This is a genomic window from Klebsiella sp. 10982 (genome assembly GCF_048589245.1).
In the GTDB taxonomy this organism is placed as follows: Bacteria; Pseudomonadota; Gammaproteobacteria; order Enterobacterales; family Enterobacteriaceae; genus Klebsiella; species Klebsiella quasivariicola.
This window is the reverse complement of the sequence record NZ_JBMAXV010000001.1, coordinates 201,245-216,007: the sequence shown is the minus strand read 5'-3', so window position 1 is coordinate 216,007 and position 14,763 is coordinate 201,245. Positions and strand designations below refer to the sequence as shown.

Here is a 14,763-nt window from a genome sequence, read left to right as displayed (position 1 = left end):
CATGGCGACCCGCCGGTTACCATGATTCTCCGCAAGAGGAGGTACGTCGTTTATGCCGACACCGCCAGCTCGCGCGCCTGCGGCAATGCAAGACGCATGACGTCGCGGGCAATCATTAGCTCTTCATTGGTGTTGATCACCGCGACTTTGACCAGCGCATTATCCGCCTGAATAAAGGTCGCGCTCCGCTGGTTTTTCTCGTCGTCCAGCGCGAGGCCGAGAAAGTGCAAATTGCGGCAGATCGTCGCCCGCGCCCGGGCGGAATTCTCGCCTATGCCGCCGGTAAAAATCAGCGCGTCCAGACCTCCCATCTGCATGATATAGCTGCCGATAGTCGCGCGAATGCGTTCGGCAAACAACGACAGCGCCAGTGCCGCCCGTTCGTTGCCGGCGTCGGCTGCCTGTTCAACGTCGCGGTAATCAGAGGACACGCCGGAGACGCCAAGCAGCCCAGATTCATTATTCAGCAGCTGGTTGAGCTGCTGGGCGGATTTCCCTTCTTTCTCCACCAGCCAGGGAAGAATCGACGGATCGATATCGCCGCTGCGGGTGCCCATCATCACTCCGGACTGCGGGGTAAAGCCCATTGAGGTATTCACCGACTGCCCGCCTTTGATGGCGCAGACGCTGCAGCCATTGCCCAGATGGCAGCTCACTACCCGCAGGGCGCTCAGCGGTACGCCCAGCTTTTCCGCCAGCGTGCTGCTGACATAGTGATGGCTGGTGCCGTGAAAACCGTAGCGGCGAATGCCCAGCTCGGCGTAATAGCGCCAGGGCAGGGGATAGAGCCAGGACTCCGGCGCCAGGGTCTGGTGAAAAGCGGTATCAAAAACCGCCACCGCCGGTACCGCCGGCAGCAGCTGGCGAAAGAGACGAATGCCCAGCGCATTGACCGGGTTATGCAATGGCGCCAGCTCCGCCAGGCGTTCGATCTCCCGCAGGGTGTCGTCGCAGACCAGCGCGGCGTCTTTGAAGCGTTCGCCGCCGTGGGCGACGCGGTGGCCAACACCGTCTATCTCCTGCAGGCTGCTCAGGATCCCGCGGCCGGTCAGCGCCTCCAGCAGCAGCGTCACTGCCTCGTGGTGATCGGCGATGGGCAGCGTCTCCTGCCATTTCTGCGCCGGCGTTTTCAGCGTAAAGCGGGCCTCGGGCAGGCCGATACGTTCGATCAATCCCTGACAGATCAACGCCCCCTGCGGCATGTTAAGCAACTGAAACTTCAGGGAAGAGCTGCCGGCGTTAATCGCCATTATTTTATATGACATTGATATTCCTCTGTATTCAGGCAGGCGAGCAGGTCATCAAGCCCGTCACCGGTTAACGCGCTGGTGATAAAGATATGTTCGGCTCCTGCCGCCTCGAGCCATGCCCGGACCTGTTCCAGACGGGGCGGAGCGGCCAAATCGGCTTTGGTGATCACCCCGATAACCGGGCGGTTCATTGGGGCGGTAAACCCCGGAGAAAAGGGTGACCAGGGCGCATCGGCATTCAGCACCAGCGCGATGACATCGGCCTCGCAGGCGCTGGTTAACAGCGCGCTGTACAGGCAGCGGTTTTCCAGATATTCCCCGGGGGTGTCGATTGCGGCCGGCGTCCAGACGATGGCCTGCGTTTTTTGATAACGCAGCGTTTCGCCACGCAATACCTGGGTCAACGAGGTTTTGCCGCACTGGCTGGGTCCGATAAGCATCAGGCGTTTCATGGGCTCAGGTCCGGGTAATTGGGCAGGCGGTGAAGCGCATCAGCTCACCAAGGGTGCGTGTGACCTGCCTGAGCGCGTACTCCACCGCGGAGACATCGCCGGTCAACACCACCGCGCCGGTGAAGCGATCGAGAAAGCCGATCTCCACCGCGCCGGATTTGGTGGCGATGTCGCAGGCGATAATTGATGCCTCACTGGGGGTAATAGTAAGGATGCCGATAGCGGAGACCGCGTCCGGCAGGCCCAGCTTTTTGAACAGATCTTTGCCCGGATTGGCGATGAGATGCGCCAGAGTGACCTGTTTACCCGGGACATACTCCTGGATCATGCGTTCGGTAGGGGTTTGCGGTTCCATTATCCCTCCATCAGCTGTTGCCACAGCGCGTCGTGTGGTCGCGGGAGCACTGCCCGGTAAACCAGTAATCCTTTCTCGCCTGCGCTGTCGCTGGCCACCGTGACGGCGTTGTCGACATCAGCGATATCGCCAGCTACCACCATGTAACACTTGCCGCCGATACCGAACGCCATATGGACGCGCACCAGGGTGACGTTGGCCGCTTTCACCGCGCGGTCGGCGGCGCTGATGCACGCCGCCACGCTCCAGGTTTCGACGATCCCCGCCGCCTGACGCTGCTCGACCACGTTGAGGCCGCTGATCGCCGGCAGTACGCTGGGGTGAATGTTGGCCAGCACCAGGCTGTCCACCAGCATTTCCCCGGCGCGCGCGGTACCGGCGGCGATTGCCTGCTGCACGGCGCCGACGTCGCCGCCGAGCATCAGCAGGTATTTTCCGGGACAAAGGGTTCTGCAGAGCAGGAGCTGTACGTTCGCACTTTTCAGCATGACGTCGCCTAACTCTATGCCCCTGGCGATGCTGGTCAGTTCTAAAATTCCGATAGCCTGGGTCATGATTAACCTCTTACAAGCGTAATGGCCTGCTCCGTGATGGCGGAGACCAGGCCGTCAATACTGGCGTGTACCGGCGCGCCGAGGGCGTCGGCAGGGATATCTGCCAGCAGCTGGCCACGCGTCACCTGTTCTCCCGGCGCGACGCAGGGCACGGCGCTGATGCCGATATGCTGGCGCAGGGGCAGGGTGACGCAGGTCACCCCCGGTTCGACCGCCGTTAGCGGCGCCTCCTGATACCAGGGATCAAGCCCCAGCTTGCTAATGAGCCGTTTGACCGGCACCAGGCGATGCTTCGCCATCTCGTCCGCCGGACGCAACGGTCCTTCGTAGCGCAGATTTTTCGCCCTCAGTTCACGTTTCAACAGACGGTTGATGCGCATGGGTGAAATACCCACCGGGCAGGCGACGCTCTCGCAAACGTTGCACTCCGAACAGGTCAGGGCGCTGAGCAGCAGCGATGGGGTGGCCGCCTGGCGATAGTTCACCGCCCGCACCAGCAGATGAGGGGAAAGCTCATGACCGATCAGGTGCCGGGGGCATAAATCTGTGCATAAACGGCACTGTTCACAGACGGTGCGGGCGATGGCGAGCAGCGTTCGCTCATCCTGCCGCCGTCGCTGGATCAGTGGATGATTGCCCGGGAGTACCAGCAGCCCACCGGTGGTTTTGGTGACCGGTGTCTCCAGGGAGGTAATAAGCGAGCCCATCATCGGTCCGCCGTTGATAAACCCTGGATCGTCAACCGTCGCGCCGCCGGCCAGATCCAGCACCTCGCGCAGCGACATGCCCAGCGGTACGGTCAGCGTCAGCGGACGGGCGACGGCGCCATTGACGGTCAACGTCCGGCGAGTCACCGGATAGCCCTGCTCCACGGCTCTGGCGATATTGAGTACCGTCTGCACGTTATTGACCACCACGCCGACGCTGACCGGCAGCGCGGCAGGCGGCACGCGGCGCCCCGTTGCCAGCCAGATAGTGAGCACCTCATCCCCGGCCGGATAGACGTCAGGCAGAATATGCAGCCGGGCCCATTCCGGGAGCCGCGGGGTTAAGGCCGCAATCGCCGCAGCATATTTCGCCTTCAGGGCAATGATCCCTTCCCGGGCACCGGTGGCGGTCATCGCGTAACCCAGGCCGCGAATCAGTCGGTCAGCCTGTTGCGCCATCAGCTGTTGATCAACCTTCAGCATCGGTTCGCATTCGGCGGCGTTCACCAGCACGGTGTCCACCTGGGCCTGCAGTTTGATGTGGGTCGGAAAGCCTGCGCCACCGGCTCCCACGACGCCGGCAGCCCGGACGCGCTCGCGGATCTCCGCCGCGTCCATGTCTGGTAGTGGCACTATCGCTTCACTCATTGCAGGCTCTCCAGCAGTTGCGCAATGGCCGCGCCATCGGCCGGGCGCGGGTTGGTGCGCAGGGTGGCGTCGGCCAGCGCGGCCGGCACCATGGCGGGAATTCGCGATAAGAACAGGGGATATTTTTCCTGCAAGGCGCCCTTGAGGGTGGGAATGGCACACTGTTGTTTCAGCATTTCCACCGCGGCGATCAGCGCCTGGAAAGCCTCCTGCTCGCCAGCTTCGGGCGGGCAGAACCGGCAGGCCCTGGCCAGGCGCGCATAGCGCTTCGCCGCTCGCGGCTCGCCGGCGTTGAAGCGGATCACTGCGGTCAGCAGCAGCGCGTTGGCCAGGCCATGGGGGAGGTGAAACTGGCCGCCAAGCTGATGGGCGATAGCATGATTGAGCCCAAGGCCAGCCTGGCTAAAGGCCATGCCGGCAAGGGTTGAGGCATTGTGCATTTTACTGCGGGTCGCGACGCAGTCGCCATGGCGAACCGCAACGGGCAGGGCGCGAAACACCAGCCTGGCGGCTTTTTCCGCCAGCGCATCGGTAAAGTCGGTGGCCTGCGGCGATACCCATGCCTCAAGCGCGTGGGTTAGCACGTCCAGCCCGGTATGGGCTGTGATCGTGGGCGGTACGCTGACCACCAGCGTCGGGTCGAGGATCGCCATGTCGGGACAGAGTGCCTCATGGAACAGCGGGTACTTGATCCCTTTTTCCGGGTCGCTGATGACGCAGGCGCTGGTTACTTCCGAACCGGTACCGCTGGTGGTGGGGATCGCCACGCAGGTGTCGACAGGCAGCCCGCCCTGCTGACTGAACCAGACGATAGCCTTGGCGGCGTCCATTGCTGAGCCGCCGCCGAAGCCGATCACCACCTGTGGACGCAGGGAATGCATCTGCGCTATCCCTTTCGCTACGGTGTGAATGGTCGGATCCGGCGTAATATCGCTGAACACGCTGACGCGGTTGCTGGCGGGCAGCGCGGCGCGCAGCCGGTCAAGCAGCGGTGAGCGAGCCAGGAAGCCGTCGCAGACGATCCAGATGTGCTGATGGCTAAAGCGCTGCAGCGCGGCCAGGCTGCCCGGGCCGCTGTAGAGGCGCGTTTGCAGAGAAAAGGTGTGCATGGCGCCCCCGGTTAGCGAATGGAAAAACCGTTAGTTAACACGCAGCGCCGCAGGCGGGCGAACGTCCGTGCGGAGGTGGTGCCTTCTCCGGTTGGTGTGGCGATGGTGAAGGTGGTAAACCCTTCGCCCCCGACGCCGATTCCTGCGTAAGACGGGCCATTTTTGACAAAGATGGAGGTCTGTAGCGTGCGTGCCGCCAGATTGAGCCGCGAGACATTCTGCGAATGCATGGTGGCGGTGTGGTGCAGACCCTCCTCGACGTGCAGGGCCAGCGCCAGGGCGCTGTCAAAGTCAGCGACCCGAACGATCGGCAGCACCGGCATCAGCTGCTCGCAGGTCACCCAGGGGTCGTTCGCCTCCACCTCGGCTATCAGCAGGCGAGGGGCGCGCGACGGAACGGCGAGACCGGCCGCCGCCAGCAGCGCAGCCGGGCTTTTACCGACCAGTTTTTTATTCGCCGCGCCGTCGGGCAGGCAGACGGCGCGCAGGGTATCGGTCTCCTGTCGGCTCAGCAGCAGCGCGTCAAAATCCTGCATTTGCTGGATCAGGCGGTCAGCGACCGCGGCGACGACGATCAGGCTTTTTTCGGCGATACAGGGCAGGTTGTAATCGAAGGAGGCGCCGCTGATGATATCTTCCGCGGCTTTGACGAGATCGGCGGTTTCATCAACAATGCACGGCGGATTGCCAGCGCCAGCGCCGATCACTTTTTTACCGCTTTTCATACCCATCGCCACAATCCCAGGACCGCCGGTGATAGCCAGAACGGCAATCCGCGGGTGGGACATCATCTGCTGGGTGGCTTCAAAGGTCGGTTCGGCAACGGTTACCACCAGGTTACGGATGCCGCTGCAGCGGTAGGCGATCTCTTCGATCCTGGCGATAAGCTTTAACGAGACCTTTTTCGCGCCGGGATGAGGGCTGAAATAGACGCTATTACCTGCCGCCAGCATGCTGATACTGTTATTGATAATGGTTTCTGTTGGGTTGGTGCTGGGCGCCACGGCGCCAATGACGCCAAACGGTGAGTACTCAAACAGCACCATCCCGCCATCGCCGGTTAGGGCGTTGGTTGTGAGATCTTCAATGCCCGGTGTGTTCTCAAGGGCAGCTTTATTTTTCAGATACTTATCTTCTTTGTTGCCCATGCCCGTCTCTGTGGCGCTCTCTTCCGCCAGTGTCGCCAGCTCAGGAGCCAGCGTCTCCCGCAGGGCGCTGATAATGGCGCTACGGGTTTTTAGCGGACACTGCTGATAGCGGATAAAAGCCTGATGAGCGGCGTCGATGGCGCTGCCGACGTCACGGAAAATGCCCTGCTGATCCTGAGAGGCGATTGCAGGAGCGAGCTTTTCGCTGAGGATGGTGCGGATAAGGGTTTCCAGTTCTGCTGTATTCATTGATGTGTTCTCACGTTAATGGCCGCCATGGCAGCCTGTGCAATAGCCATATCCTGCTCGACGCTGCCGCCGCTAATACCGAGGCCGGCTATCAGCTGGCCATCGCGCCACAGCGGATAACCGCCGCCAAAGGTGACGACTTTTCCCTGTAGATGGCTCTCCAGACCGTACACCGCAGCGCCTGGCTGTACGGTCGCCGCGAGTTCGTGGGTCGCGGTTTTCATGGCGACGGCGGTCCAGGCTTTCTTCGGCGCCAGCTCGCTACTGACCAGCAGCGCATCGGGCATTCGCCAGGTCACGGTTTCGGTGCCGTGTGCGTCAACGATGCTCACCACCACCGGCACCTGTAGCTGGCGGGCGTGTTCGATGGCCTGCCGTATAAGCTGATGCAGCTCGTGGAAGGAGAGCGAGCCGGGTTGTGCTTCGGGCGCGTCGGGCGAAAGCGACCCGCTGGCGGTCAGATAGCGGGCCGCAATCTCCGCGACGAGCCGACGCTGGTGATCGGCATGATCCTCGCCGCGCGCCAGCGCATACAGACAGTCAGATAAGCGATTCAGATAACGAAGCAGAATCTGACGGATGGTGACCTCTGCCGCCAGCTCTACCAGCCGGCGTTCCGCCCGACGGGCAACGGTGCGGGCCAGGTGCAGGCGACTGGCGGCTTCGCAGCGTCCGGGCAACACAAACTGGTGCAGCGCCGGCACGCAGGCCATCTCGCGATCGATCGTCTGCTCCAGCAGGGCAATCTCTTCGCTGCTGATATAGCGCTGGTCGGGTGATGGCTGTTCGCTGTCGCTGGCAAGTTCTGCGCTGAACCAGAAAATGTGCTGCTGCAGGGCTTCGAGCAGGGTGCGATGTTTCTCTTCAGCGACGGCGCAGACGCACAGGCTCAGTATGGCGTTCAGTTCATCCAGCGTGCCGTAAGCTTCGACGCGCGGATGCGTCTTGCTAACCCGCTGGCCGGTAAAGAGTGATGTACTGCCGGCATCGCCGGTTCGGGTATAGATAGCCACAGGCGCCCCCTTAGCGTGAAAGTGAGTCAACAATGCCCACGACGGCAAGATCGATGGCTTCATTCGGGCCACTGAAGACGTGGCGTGCGCTCGAGCCGCTGCAGAGCAGCACCAGCTCGCCGACGCCAGCGCCAACCGAATCTACCGCCACTTCATCACCGCTTGTGGCTAGAATCGGATGGTCGTCGTCCGCGCTTACCCGGCGAACCAGCAGCAGTTTTTTGCCGTTCAGTGAGGGGGACTTTTGCGTCGAGACGACGGCGCCGGTCACGCGTGCCAGATGCATAGTTCACTCCTGCTTAATTAATTGAACATGCCGCGCGACGGCCGCTTCGCGGGCGAGGGCGGTAATAATGGGGCGGCGGCGCAGTACCAGATAACCTCCGTGGAGGCGGGCTACATCGGCGTAGGTGACCACCGATGCGGCGTGAAGCCTGACGGGCTGGCCAAGCGGGTCGCTGAGCGTCAGCGGCAAGCGGGCGAGTTTTTTCACCGCCAGCGCGGGGAGCAGTGCGGGAAGCAGCGTTAGCTGTACCCGAACGCCCCAGGCCATGGCCTCATGCAACGCGCAACCGGCTGCCGTCAGCGCACGCTGGCCGGCAAGCTGCTCCAGCAGCGGTAAATCCACCTGCACGATGCGCAGCGAAGCGTGCTGGCACAGCAGGCTGTGGATATCCGCTTCGCCGAGCTGGGCCACGCTGAGCGTGGCCGTACTGAGGGCGCGACGGCGCAGGCGGGCGGCGACCTCCTCGACGATACGCTGCAGCATCTCGTGGTTCATGGCTTCGTCACCAGCCTGGCCCATGCCTGCGCAGCGTCAGCGCCTGCCGCATTAGCTTCGTCAGTATCAATATGCATCTCAAGGCGCATATCCGGGGCTACGCGGACCGCCACGTTGTCGAAGATAAGCCGCCTGTCGCTGCCTTCGATCGCCACCGCGACGCTATCGCCATGGGCGACGCGCAGGATCAACGCATCAAGCGGCGACATATGAATATGTCGCTGGGCGACGATCGTCCCGCTACGCAATTCCAGTTCGGCAAACGGGCTAATCAGGCGGATCCCCGGCGTGTCCTGCAGATTGCCGGACATGCGTAGCGGCGCGGCGATACCGAGGGTCCGGGCGTCGGTGCGTGAGATTTCCACCTGGCTGGTCTGGCGCAAAGGGCCGAGCAGGCGCACGTTATTTAATCGCCCTTTGGGGCCAACCAAAGTCACCGTCTGCTCTGCAGCATATTGTCCTGGCTGCAGCAGCGCTTTTTTCGGCTGGATGGGCTGCGCGGGAAAAAGCCTGGCGTAGTCCGCCGCCGATAAATGGATATGGCGACTGGAGATACCAATGGGGATGGGACGCTGGCGCATCTCATCCAGAACTTTGTTGACTGTCGAAGCCAGCTGTTGTTTATCCATTACGCGTCACCTCGTTTACCGGCGTGCAGGCACTGCGAGCGGGGATCGCCTTTTTGTCGCGGGCAGTGCGGGTCCAGGCACAGGTTGCAGGTCACCAGCTCCGTAGAGTGGGAGGGGGTATCTGTGGGGGCCGTGTTCTCCTCCGTCACGGCGATGTCAGGCGCGGGTGAAGGCGCCTGGACGCGGGCTGGCAGCAGGCCTTCACCAGGCCTGGCAATAACCTTCTGTGCCACCAGCCCCTGCTGCCGTTCGGCGAGTTCGGCCCCGGTCATCACCGCCGCCTGGACAGAGGCCACATCACCGGCGATCTTCACCACCATCCAGCCGGAACCGTTGGTCTTTTCCAGGGCGAGCAGCGTGATGGCGGCCGATTTCGCCATGGCGTCGGCGCAGGTGATGGCCAGAGCCAGGCCGCTGACCTCAAGTAATCCCAGTGATTGCTTCACGCGGTGCTCCTTTTTTCAGGGTCAGACAGATTTCGGCAGAATGGCCTCAACATCGCTATGTGGGCGCGGGATCACATGGCTGGACTTGACCTCGCCGACCACGCTGGCCGCCGCGCTCCCGGCGTCAACGGCGGCTTTGACCGCGCCGACGTCTCCGCGAACCATTACGGTAATCAGACCGGAGCCAATTTTTTCGTAACCAATCAACTGCACGTTGGCGGATTTCACCATTGCATCAGCGGCTTCAATGGCGCCAACCAGGCCTTTCGTTTCAACCAGTCCTAGTGCGTTATTCATACTGCGTTCTCCTGTGGATTAAGCATTGCGATCCCGAAATGGGATCCCTTTGACGAGACGAGCCGCATTGTTGCCAGTGTTTCGCCGGTCCAGCCTGTCCTGGTGATACATCAGCGAAAACAGCGGAGTTGATGCGGGTAAATTTTTGTAGTGCACGATGAGCCGCTCCCGGTCGCAGGCGATCCCCACCTGCAGCGGCGAACGCTGCGCCGCCTGCCAGGCGTGATGGACAAGATCGCCGTCGGTCTGTGGCTGCAGAACAAAAGGAATGCCTTCCTCTTCAATGCCCAGCAGGACATCTCGCCACTGTTCGCTGCATTCGCCAGTGACGGCAATGACGATGGCGGGGGCGAGTACGCTACTCTCCATGTATGCCTCCGTTTTGCCAGGAAAGGAGCAATCCGCTGGCGACCGCATTGCGCGGCCCTTCACAGCCGCGGATGTTGCCGCGCCCGGCAACCAGCCGGTAGTGCGCCAGCGCATCGGTGACCAGCTGGGGGATTTCAAAATCGAGGGACGAGCCGCCCACCAGCACCACGAACGGGATGTCGCGAATATTGCCGGTAGGGCTCACCTGGCGTAACGCCCGCAGGGCGTTGGTGACAAAGACGCGTGATTTGGCGCTACGACGAATGGCGCGCACTTTCTCCAGCGGCAGATCGCCAGGCAGGGGAACCAGTTCATCCGGTTTCACCACGCAGACGCGGGCAAATACAGCCGGCGGTAAGGCCGACGGAAAAAACTGTACGCTGCCGTCTTCATGACGCAGATGAAACAGACTTTCGACTTTTGCCAACGGGTATTTTTTGATCTCTTCCGCCAGATAGCGGTCCTCAAGCCCCAGCTCGCGGGCAATGATCATCGTGACCATATCGCCGGCGCCGGCCAGGTGAGTAGCGATGATCTCTCCCTGCGCATTGATAATTGAGGCGTCGGTCGACCCGGCGCCGAGATCGAGGATTGCCAGCGGGCGCGTAGTGCCGGGAGTGGTGAGCGCCCCAAGAATGGCCGCTTCTGCCTCGGCGCCGCCCACCTGAACCGTGATTTGCAGTTTGTGCTCAATTTCACGGGCGATCAGGGCCATCTGCAGGCGATCCGACTTAACCATGGAGGCGATACCCACCGCCTGCTCCAGCGAGAACTCACCTGCCAGGCCGCCGGTCACGCTGACCGGCACCGCCGTATCAACGGCCAGCAGATCCTGAATGCGGATCTCCTGAGCTGGCTTATTGGTGAGCTCCGCCATGGTCTGGCGCACGTGCTCAAGCATGCCGCCGATATTGGTGCCCGCTTCCCCCGCGACGTTGTCCAGTTTGCCGCAGCCGTCGATCGCCTTCATGATGGCTTCCGCACCGGCGGCAACATCAACCTGTACGCTGCGCCCCTGAGCCATAAGCAGCAAATTACCTGCCGGAATAGTCCGCGCCTTGACGTCGCCGGAGGGGGTTTTCACCACCACGGCCGAGCGATTGCCAATCAGCGCCCGCGCCATTGGCACGATATTTTTGGTCTCTTCGGCGTTGAGATCGAAAACGGTGGCAATACCGTAGGGGTTCGAGAGTGTTTCGATGATCTTACCGGGTAAAGCGACCTCGACGGCCGCCAGCATGCCAAGTGGAATGCGGTCGATATGCTGAACTTCGTCGATCACCGGCAGCGGTTGCTGTAGCCGGTTATTAACCAGCACGCCGTCATCCTGCTGCAAAATAATGCCGGTAATCTGATAGCCCGCTGCCGTCGCCGCATTGACCATCGCAGCGACATCGGCAAAGTCAAAGGCCGAGGAGACCACCAGAATATAGGGCGTGTCCGCGGAGCAGGACAGCAACGCCTCTGGCGTTATGGTGATACCGACCCCCAGTCCGACGCCGCCGGGTGTCTTCGGGTTGTGGCCGATCATGGTGGACTCGGTGATGATGGTTTCCGTAATGGTCTCCATCGCCACATCGCCAATGACCGGCGTGGCTTCGTTAATGCGAATAAGCGAGATATCGCTGACCTGAATGCCTGCCGCTTTTGCCGCCTGGGTTAGCGCCTCCTGAATACCGAACACATTACGTAATGTGCCTTTAATTCCGGTGGTTTCAGCCAGCGCGCTGTGGCGGATGTTCAGCACACCTGCGTCATCAACCGTCGCCAGGGCGACCTCTGTCGATGAGTTGCCAATATCAATGCCAGCGATATAGCGCATGCTTGCCCCCTGTTAATCGTCGCCTTTCAGTTTTTTACGCTCGACGTACAGCCCGGCCGCTTCCCTAACAAAGGCGGCGCAGAGTCGAGCCTGGTAGCGCTGCTCGAGGTCATCAGCGATCGCCAGTAGCTCCGCCTGGGTGGAACGGTATGGGCGTAGGGCGTTGTAGATCTCAAGGATCCGGTCGTCAGGAACCGCGGTCAGCTCTGCGGCCCGCTCAAAGTTCATCGCCAGCCGATCGCGTCCGGCATCCTGAGCGATTGCCGCCTGCATGCGCAGCGTTTCCGGGGTAATGCGCATGTCCTGCGCCGTAACGCGATCGCTTAATACGTTCTCCAGCGTCAGGTCATCGAGCGTTTTGTTAGTGGCGGTTTTGACCCACTCCGGATGGCGGGTGGCTAACGGGTAGTCGCTGACTTTAGGCTGCCGAGCGGCGTCGTTTGTCGGCGCGGCTGGTGCGACCGTCGTCTCGTCCTGCAGACTGTTCATCCGGCTCAGCACGTCGCGTACCATGGATTCAATTGCGTCGGTATTCATCGGGTTTTCCTTTGTTAAAGCGCCACGCGCAGTTCCTGCGGGTTTTTGCCCGTCACCACGTATTTGGTCTCTTTAATGTGCAAAATGGCCGACTTCGCCTGGTATTTGGGACGAGCCATCTGATCGTTAAGCGTCGGCACCGGCTGCGGCGACTCGCGTTTGGCGTAGCGGGCGGCGTTTTTGCCAATCTGGCGGTAGGTTTCCAGCGTCAGCAGCGGTGCCTGCGGGAAGAGTTCCAGATTGGAGAGCGGCGGCAGGCCGCGCTGGTGGATGACGGTGGTGCCTTTCGACTGAATACCGATAGAGATGCCGGAACCGCTCAGGCGGTTGCCTTCCACCGCCACGAAGGCAACATCAGAAGACTTAAAGCAGCGGATCACCCGCGCTTTGATGCCTTCTTCCTCAATACCGGCGATCAGTTCGCGCAGGATATTTTTATGCGGAATGCCGACGATATTGGTGGTCTGCGCCAGACCAAACGCCGGCCCGACGGCAATAATGACTTCATCCTGCTGTGTGCCGGGTTTGGCTTCGCCGATTTCCGTCAGGAAGCTGTCGCCGGACACAGGCGCAACGGCGACCGACGCGGTAGAGGCGACAGAAGCCGCAGGCGCGTTAAAGGAGACCGGCTTATCAGCGCCTGTTTTCATCTCCACCAGCACCTCTTCGATAATCTGGCGCAGCAGCTTTTCGTTAATTTCCATTTTTCACCCCTTAGCCAAGTTCATTGGGATCGAGCGCGCCCGGGATATTTTTAATCTCTTCCCAGCGCTCGCCTTGCAGGCGGTAGCCTGTTGCCGGACCGGCATAATCGTTCACGTCATTCACGGCCGAGAGCACCTGGCCCTTGCCGACGATGATGGCGGAGGTGTGCAGGTAGTCGCCGGTGAGCTTGGCTTTCTGAATATTGAGCATGTCCTGGGCGACATCGGGGAAGCCGCCTTTCGCCAGGGCTTTCACCACTTCCAGGCCGTTGCGGTTCTTGTTGATGATCTCCTGGGCGAACTTGATGTCCTCGACGATATTGCGCTCAGGCATATCTTTTGAACCGTGGGCGTAAGTGGCGGCCTCCACTTCTTCATCCGTAATTGGTGGCAAACCCATGCCGGCAAATACCGCTTGCAGCGCACGGGCGGCTTTATTACGAATGGCGATCACGTCCTCTTCACGCACCGGCCGCAGGCCGCCATCGACCTTCAGGTCGCGCTGGATCACGTTGTAGTCGTCGAAGTCTTCGGCATCTTCATTGGAACCGGCGAACATGTTGTCGTAGTTCGGCACCGCTGAGTAACCAGAGGAGATAAAGTCGGTACCAGGCAGGAACTGCATCAGCAGGCGCGCGGTACGTCGCATATCCGAGTGGGTAAAGGTTTGATCGTTGCTGGAGGCACACTCCAGATCCAGTGCCGAGCAAATCAGGTTTTCCGCCAGTACGGCGCGGATCCCCGACGGCACGGCGGACGGCACGCCGATGCAGCTGACGGAGCCATTCTGCAGGCCTTGTACCCCGGCGGCTTTGGTGATGTAGATGCAGCGCGCTTCGAGATAAAGCATGGACTTACCTTCGGCATAGCCCATCTGCACTTCAGAGCCGGAGCCGGAGGTAAAGCGCATTTTCAGGCCGCGTGAAGCGTAGGAGGAGGCGAGGAAGCCTTTTGACCACGGAGTGTCATCGCCATCGGTAAATACCGGCTCCGTGCCGTAGACCGAAATGGTTTCGGCATAGCAGGTGTGGCCCAGCATGCCCAGTTTCAGCTCGGTGGCTTCTTCCAGCGAACATTGGGTGAGCACGCCGGGGCGGCCTACCTGTGAACCGACCAGCAGGGCGATGGCGTTGAACGGCGCGTAGCGCGCCACGGCGACGGTGGTCTCCTGCTCGTCAAAGCCGCGCCATGCGCCTTCGGCGGCATCGGCAGCTATCTGTACCGGATTATCTTTGATATTGGTGACATGCGCCTGCTGGGATGGCGTGCGGCGGGCGCGCATTTTTTGCATCGCCATCATCATCTCTACCACGTTCATATGCGACACCACTTCGACGATTTTCGCCGGGGTCATCGCGGTGGTGAGCGGGACGATGTCGCTGCGTTTAACGTTCGGATCGCAGAGCATGTTGGCGAGCTTGACCGAATCCATCGCCATGACCTCTTCGGCCCGGGCGAGATTAATGCCGTAGCGTGCGATAAAGTGGTCAATCAGGTCGAACTGGGCAACCGGTTTGCCGTCGAGTTCGGTCACTGCGCCATTGACAATGCGAATAGAGGGTTTGGGATCGTTAGGGCTTTCCATCGCGATAAAACCCTCTTCGATCCACTCCTTAACGAAACCATCCTGATTCACAGGGCGTTTCGCCAGTGCTTCAAATCTTTTCGATCTCATGAATCAGCCTCGCGGGTA

Annotated in this window: 18 protein-coding genes; all 18 read right to left on the bottom strand. The window is 61.1% G+C overall.

Annotated features, from left to right (window positions below):
• Positions 1-50 precede the first annotated feature (50 nt).
• From ACKLKD_RS01015 to pduC, 18 genes are read right to left on the bottom strand one after another with little or no spacing between them, the layout of a single operon-like run.
• The gene (locus ACKLKD_RS01015) at positions 51-1,265 is read right to left on the bottom strand and encodes an acetate/propionate family kinase (RefSeq protein ID WP_025711314.1); all 1,215 of its coding nucleotides are present in this window, start codon (positions 1,263-1,265) and stop codon (positions 51-53) included.
• Positions 1,250-1,702 carry a propanediol utilization protein PduV gene (gene pduV / locus ACKLKD_RS01010; protein ID WP_025711315.1) on the bottom strand — a complete coding sequence of 151 codons (453 nt, stop codon included), beginning with the start codon at positions 1,700-1,702 and terminating at the stop codon, positions 1,250-1,252. Before pduV ends, ACKLKD_RS01015 begins: the two co-directional genes overlap by 16 nt.
• 4 nt (positions 1,703-1,706) lie before the next feature.
• A complete protein-coding gene (gene pduU / locus ACKLKD_RS01005) occupies positions 1,707-2,057 on the bottom strand; it encodes a propanediol utilization microcompartment protein PduU (RefSeq protein ID WP_002915850.1) in 351 nt (116 codons plus the stop codon).
• Complete coding sequence (gene pduT / locus ACKLKD_RS01000) at positions 2,057-2,611, bottom strand: propanediol utilization microcompartment protein PduT (RefSeq protein ID WP_087804639.1); 555 nt, start codon at positions 2,609-2,611, stop codon at positions 2,057-2,059. The genes pduU and pduT overlap by 1 nt, the downstream gene beginning before the upstream one ends.
• A gap of 2 nt (positions 2,612-2,613) precedes the next feature.
• A complete protein-coding gene (locus tag ACKLKD_RS00995; protein WP_025711319.1) occupies positions 2,614-3,966 on the bottom strand; it encodes a 4Fe-4S dicluster domain-containing protein in 1,353 nt (450 codons plus the stop codon).
• The gene (gene pduQ, locus ACKLKD_RS00990) at positions 3,963-5,075 is read right to left on the bottom strand and encodes a 1-propanol dehydrogenase PduQ (RefSeq protein ID WP_087804636.1); all 1,113 of its coding nucleotides are present in this window, start codon (positions 5,073-5,075) and stop codon (positions 3,963-3,965) included. Before pduQ ends, ACKLKD_RS00995 begins: the two co-directional genes overlap by 4 nt.
• An 11-nt stretch (positions 5,076-5,086) precedes the next feature.
• Positions 5,087-6,472 carry a CoA-acylating propionaldehyde dehydrogenase PduP gene (gene pduP, locus ACKLKD_RS00985; RefSeq protein WP_087804634.1) on the bottom strand — a complete coding sequence of 462 codons (1,386 nt, stop codon included), beginning with the start codon at positions 6,470-6,472 and terminating at the stop codon, positions 5,087-5,089.
• Complete coding sequence (gene pduO, locus ACKLKD_RS00980) at positions 6,469-7,485, bottom strand: two-domain cob(I)yrinic acid a,c-diamide adenosyltransferase PduO (RefSeq protein ID WP_087804632.1); 1,017 nt, start codon at positions 7,483-7,485, stop codon at positions 6,469-6,471. The genes pduP and pduO overlap by 4 nt, the downstream gene beginning before the upstream one ends.
• 10 nt (positions 7,486-7,495) lie before the next feature.
• Positions 7,496-7,771, bottom strand: a complete 276-nt coding sequence (locus ACKLKD_RS00975; RefSeq protein ID WP_025711323.1) for a EutN/CcmL family microcompartment protein — start codon at positions 7,769-7,771, stop codon at positions 7,496-7,498.
• Positions 7,772-7,774: 3 nt separating this feature from the next.
• A complete protein-coding gene (gene pduM / locus ACKLKD_RS00970; protein WP_087804688.1) occupies positions 7,775-8,266 on the bottom strand; it encodes a microcompartment protein PduM in 492 nt (163 codons plus the stop codon).
• Positions 8,263-8,895: a phosphate propanoyltransferase gene (locus tag ACKLKD_RS00965; protein ID WP_025711325.1), complete on the bottom strand. Its 633-nt coding sequence runs from the start codon at positions 8,893-8,895 to the stop codon at positions 8,263-8,265. Before ACKLKD_RS00965 ends, pduM begins: the two co-directional genes overlap by 4 nt.
• Complete coding sequence (locus ACKLKD_RS00960) at positions 8,895-9,341, bottom strand: BMC domain-containing protein (protein ID WP_087804630.1); 447 nt, start codon at positions 9,339-9,341, stop codon at positions 8,895-8,897. The genes ACKLKD_RS00965 and ACKLKD_RS00960 overlap by 1 nt, the downstream gene beginning before the upstream one ends.
• A 21-nt stretch (positions 9,342-9,362) precedes the next feature.
• Entirely contained in the window at positions 9,363-9,638 is a 276-nt protein-coding gene (gene pduJ, locus ACKLKD_RS00955; protein ID WP_002915806.1) for a propanediol utilization microcompartment protein PduJ, read from the bottom strand.
• Positions 9,639-9,656: 18 nt separating this feature from the next.
• The gene (locus ACKLKD_RS00950) at positions 9,657-10,007 is read right to left on the bottom strand and encodes a glycerol dehydratase reactivase beta/small subunit family protein (RefSeq protein ID WP_087804628.1); all 351 of its coding nucleotides are present in this window, start codon (positions 10,005-10,007) and stop codon (positions 9,657-9,659) included.
• Entirely contained in the window at positions 9,997-11,829 is a 1,833-nt protein-coding gene (locus ACKLKD_RS00945) for a diol dehydratase reactivase subunit alpha (protein ID WP_087804626.1), read from the bottom strand. Before ACKLKD_RS00945 ends, ACKLKD_RS00950 begins: the two co-directional genes overlap by 11 nt.
• A gap of 12 nt (positions 11,830-11,841) precedes the next feature.
• Positions 11,842-12,366: a propanediol dehydratase small subunit PduE gene (gene pduE, locus ACKLKD_RS00940; RefSeq protein ID WP_025711330.1), complete on the bottom strand. Its 525-nt coding sequence runs from the start codon at positions 12,364-12,366 to the stop codon at positions 11,842-11,844.
• 14 nt (positions 12,367-12,380) lie between these two features.
• Positions 12,381-13,070 (bottom strand): propanediol dehydratase medium subunit PduD, encoded by a 690-nt coding sequence (gene pduD / locus ACKLKD_RS00935; RefSeq protein ID WP_025711331.1) that lies wholly within the window; start codon positions 13,068-13,070, stop codon positions 12,381-12,383.
• Between the two features lie 10 nt (positions 13,071-13,080).
• On the bottom strand, positions 13,081-14,745 hold the full coding sequence (gene pduC, locus ACKLKD_RS00930) for a propanediol dehydratase large subunit PduC (RefSeq protein ID WP_080924644.1): 1,665 nt from the start codon (positions 14,743-14,745) through the stop codon (positions 13,081-13,083).
• Positions 14,746-14,763 lie beyond the last annotated feature (18 nt).